Below are 3,288 nucleotides of genomic sequence, written 5' to 3' on the forward strand. Positions count from 1 at the left end.
CGGTGAATTCCGGCACCAGCCCCAGAAACGAAAGCTCCGCCTGCGGCATGTTGCGGAAGTCGAGTTCGAAATAGCCGACCGGCGCGCCGTTGACATAGAGGACGTAGATCTCGACCGCGTCGTCATGGACGATGGCGGCGAGCGCCTCGTCGGGAAGGTTGCGGCGGCTGACCCAGACATAGGGCCGCCCGACCGTCATGTAGAGATAACGGTAGAAGTGCAGCGGCGGCTTCTCGGCCCTGAGCAGCGCATATTTGCCGAGCGGGCGCGGGGCCGGCGCGAGGTGTGGCGGCGCCGTCATTTCCAGATGGGTGACCGTCGTTTTGTGGAGCTTGCCCATCCCGCTGCGATCCGCCTCAGGCTTCGATGGGAAGGCCCCTGGCCGCGCCCCATTCCGCCCATGAGCCGTCATAGACGGAGGTGCGCGGGTGTCCCAGCACGGCGAGGCCGAGAGCGAGGATGCAGGCGCTGACGCCGGAGCCGCAGGTCGTGATGACCGGGCGCGAAAGGTCGATGCCGGCATCGTCGAAAAGCCGCACGAGCTCTTCGCGTGACTTCAGCGTGCCGTCGGCATTGACGAGGTTGGCGGAGGGGAGGTTGAGGCTCCCTGGAATATGGCCGCCCTTGAGGCCGGGGCGGGGCTCCGGCTCCTCGGCGCGGAAGCGGCGGCCGGAACGCGCGTCGATCACCTGCTCGGCGCAGGTGTCGAGATTGTGGAGCATCGATTCCCTGTCGCGAACGATCAGTGTGTTGCGGCGCGCCGTGAAGTGCCGCGAGCTGTGGCGCGGGCGGATATCGTCCAGCGGCCGTCCCTCGGCCTTCCATTTCTTCATCCCGCCATCGAGCACGACGACATCGTCGTGTCCCATGACGCGGAACATCCACCAGACGCGCGGTGCGCTGAAAAGGCCGGCACCGTCATAGACGACGATGCGCATGCCGTCGCCGAGACCCATCGCCCGCATGCGCGACGAGAATTTTTCAGGCGAAGGCAGCATGTGGGGATAGGGGCTGTCGGTATCCGCGATCTCGTCGATATCGAAGAAGACGGCGCCGGGGATATGCCCTTCCTCATACTCGGCCTTCGGGTCGCGCTGCGCCTGCGGCAGATACCATGAGCCATCCACGATGCGCACATCCGGCGCGTCGAGATGCGCGGCAAGCCATTCGGTGGTGACGAGGGGGGACGCGACAGTCTGCGGCATATCTCAGAACTCATTCCATTTTCAGTGTCACCCCGGATTTATTCCGGGGGCCAGGGGCAGCTTGCTTGGTGCTTGCCGCCCTGGATCCCGGCACGAAGGCCGGGATGACAATTATAGACAGGCTAGAGCCAGTCCGGCGCCGGGAGATTCTTCTCGCGCAAGAAGGCCGGGTTGAAGAGCTTGGTCTGATAGCGCGTGCCGTAATCGCAAAGGATGGTGACGATGGTATGTCCCGGCCCGAGCTGGCGCGCGAGGCGGATCGCCCCTGCGACATTGATACCGCTCGATCCGCCGAGGCAGAGGCCCTCGTGCTTCAGGAGGTCGAAGATCAGCGGCAGCGCTTCCTCGTCGGGGATCTGATAGGCCTCGTCGATCGGGGCGCCTTCGAGGTTCGCCGTGATGCGGCCCTGGCCGATGCCTTCGGTGATCGAGGTGCCTTCGGCCTTCAGTTCCCCATGCTTGTAGAAATTGTAGAGCGCGGCGCCCATCGGATCGGCCAAGGCGACGGTGACGCCCTTGTTGCGCTCCTTGAGCGCGATGGCGATGCCGGCGAGCGTCCCGCCCGTGCCGACGGCGCAGGTGAAGCCGTCCACCTTGCCGCCCGTCTGCGCCCAGATTTCCGGCCCCGTCGTCTCGATATGCGCCTGACGATTCGCGACATTGTCGAACTGGTTCGCCCAGATGGCGCCGTTCGGCGACTTCGCCGCGAGCTCGTCGGCGAGACGGCCGGAATATTTGACGTAGTTGTTCGGGTCCTTGTAGGGGACCGCCGGCACCTCGATCAACTCCGCGCCGCAGAGGCGGAGCATGTCCTTCTTTTCCTGCGACTGGGTTTCGGGAATGATGATGACGCTCTTGAAGCCGAGCGCATTGCCGACCAGCGCGAGGCCGATGCCGGTGTTGCCCGCCGTGCCCTCGACGATGGTGCCGCCTGGCTTCAGCGCGCCCCGGACGACCGCGTCCTTGATGATGTAGAGGGCGGCGCGATCCTTCACCGACTGGCCGGGATTGAGGAATTCTGCCTTGCCGAGAATTTCGCAGCCTGTCGCTTCCGAAGCGGCCTTGAGGCGGATCAGCGGCGTGTTGCCGATCGAGTCCACCAGTCCCTGTTTTACGTCCATATTATGTTCTTTATTTCTGTCCTGAGCGCCTGTTCGGGAACATACGGAGGGTCGCCTGTCGGTTCAAGGCGAGCGCTCAGGCGAGCTTCGCCCGGTTGGCGGCAACCCACTGGATCATCAGGAATGTCTTGGCATCGCGAATGCGCCCGTCTTCGGTCGCGCGCTGCGCCTCGGCGAGCGGCACGACGACGGCGCGAATGTCTTCATGCTCATGAGCGAGACCGTGAAGCCCACCGATGCCGGAGAGGTCTGCCTTGGCTGCATAGACATAGGTGCGCTCGCCATAGCCGCCCGGCGAGGAATAAAGTTTGCCGATCAGCACCGGCTCGGCGATGGCGCAGCCGGCCTCTTCCAGCGCCTCGCGCCTCGCGACCTCGGGCGGCGTCTCGCCGGGATCGACGATGCCGGCCACCGCCTCGATGAGCCATGTCGCCTCGTCCCAGACGAGGCCGCAGGTGCGGAACTGCTCGATCAGCACCACGGCGTCGAGCACCGGGTCGTAGGGCAACACCATCGAGACTTCGGCGATCGTGTACATGTCGCGCTGGACGACGTCCGACCAGGTTCCGTCGAAACGGCGATGGCGGAAGGTGAAGCGCTCCAGCTTGCCCCAGCCCCGGCCGATCAGTTCGCGAGAGCGAATCTCCACGTCGGCAAGCGTACGCGGTGTCGGGATCAGGCGGTCTTCCATCGGGGGGAACTCCTTGAGGCACCCCGGCAGTGTAACAGTCTCATGGACGAGACCAAGCCGCCAACCGACCTTTCCGTCATGGCCGGGCTTGGCCCGGCCATCCACGTCTTTTTTGCGAGACGACCAGGAAGACGTGGATACGCGGGTCAAGCCCGCGCATGACGAGCATTTTTGGTCCTCATGGCTTCGCCAGAGTGACCTGCGTGACATCGATCTGCCCGGCGCGGAATCCGGCCTCGCAATAGGCGAGATAATATTCCCACATGCGGCG

General features: G+C 64.6%; 3 protein-coding genes and 1 pseudogene. All 4 read right to left on the reverse strand.

Going from position 1 to position 3,288, the window contains the following annotated elements:
- Positions 1 to 340 (reverse strand): annotated as a pseudogene (locus VMR03_RS17365) (GNAT family N-acetyltransferase); the annotation flags it as partial.
- A 16-nt stretch (positions 341 to 356) separates the two neighbouring features.
- The gene (sseA, locus tag VMR03_RS17370; protein ID WP_325407450.1) at positions 357 to 1,205 is read right to left on the reverse strand and encodes a 3-mercaptopyruvate sulfurtransferase; all 849 of its coding nucleotides are present in this window, start codon (positions 1,203 to 1,205) and stop codon (positions 357 to 359) included.
- 122 nt (positions 1,206 to 1,327) lie between these two features.
- The gene (locus VMR03_RS17375) at positions 1,328 to 2,326 is read right to left on the reverse strand and encodes a cysteine synthase A (RefSeq protein WP_325407451.1); all 999 of its coding nucleotides are present in this window, start codon (positions 2,324 to 2,326) and stop codon (positions 1,328 to 1,330) included.
- Positions 2,327 to 2,402: 76 nt separating this feature from the next.
- Positions 2,403 to 3,017, reverse strand: a complete 615-nt coding sequence (locus VMR03_RS17380; protein ID WP_325407453.1) for an NUDIX domain-containing protein — start codon at positions 3,015 to 3,017, stop codon at positions 2,403 to 2,405.
- Between the last annotated feature and the right edge of the window lie 271 nt (positions 3,018 to 3,288).

The organism is Parvibaculum sp. (assembly GCF_035511255.1).
In the GTDB taxonomy this organism is placed as follows: Bacteria; Pseudomonadota; Alphaproteobacteria; order Parvibaculales; family Parvibaculaceae; genus Parvibaculum.

What these genes read in the sequence shown, in the direction of transcription:
- sseA (WP_325407450.1), bottom strand. Translation starts at nt 1,205, where the DNA reads ATGCCGCAGACTGTCGCGTCCCCCCTCGTCACCACCGAATGGCTTGCC.
- VMR03_RS17375 (WP_325407451.1), bottom strand. Translation starts at nt 2,326, where the DNA reads ATGGACGTAAAACAGGGACTGGTGGACTCGATCGGCAACACGCCGCTG.
- VMR03_RS17380 (WP_325407453.1), bottom strand. Translation starts at nt 3,017, where the DNA reads ATGGAAGACCGCCTGATCCCGACACCGCGTACGCTTGCCGACGTGGAG.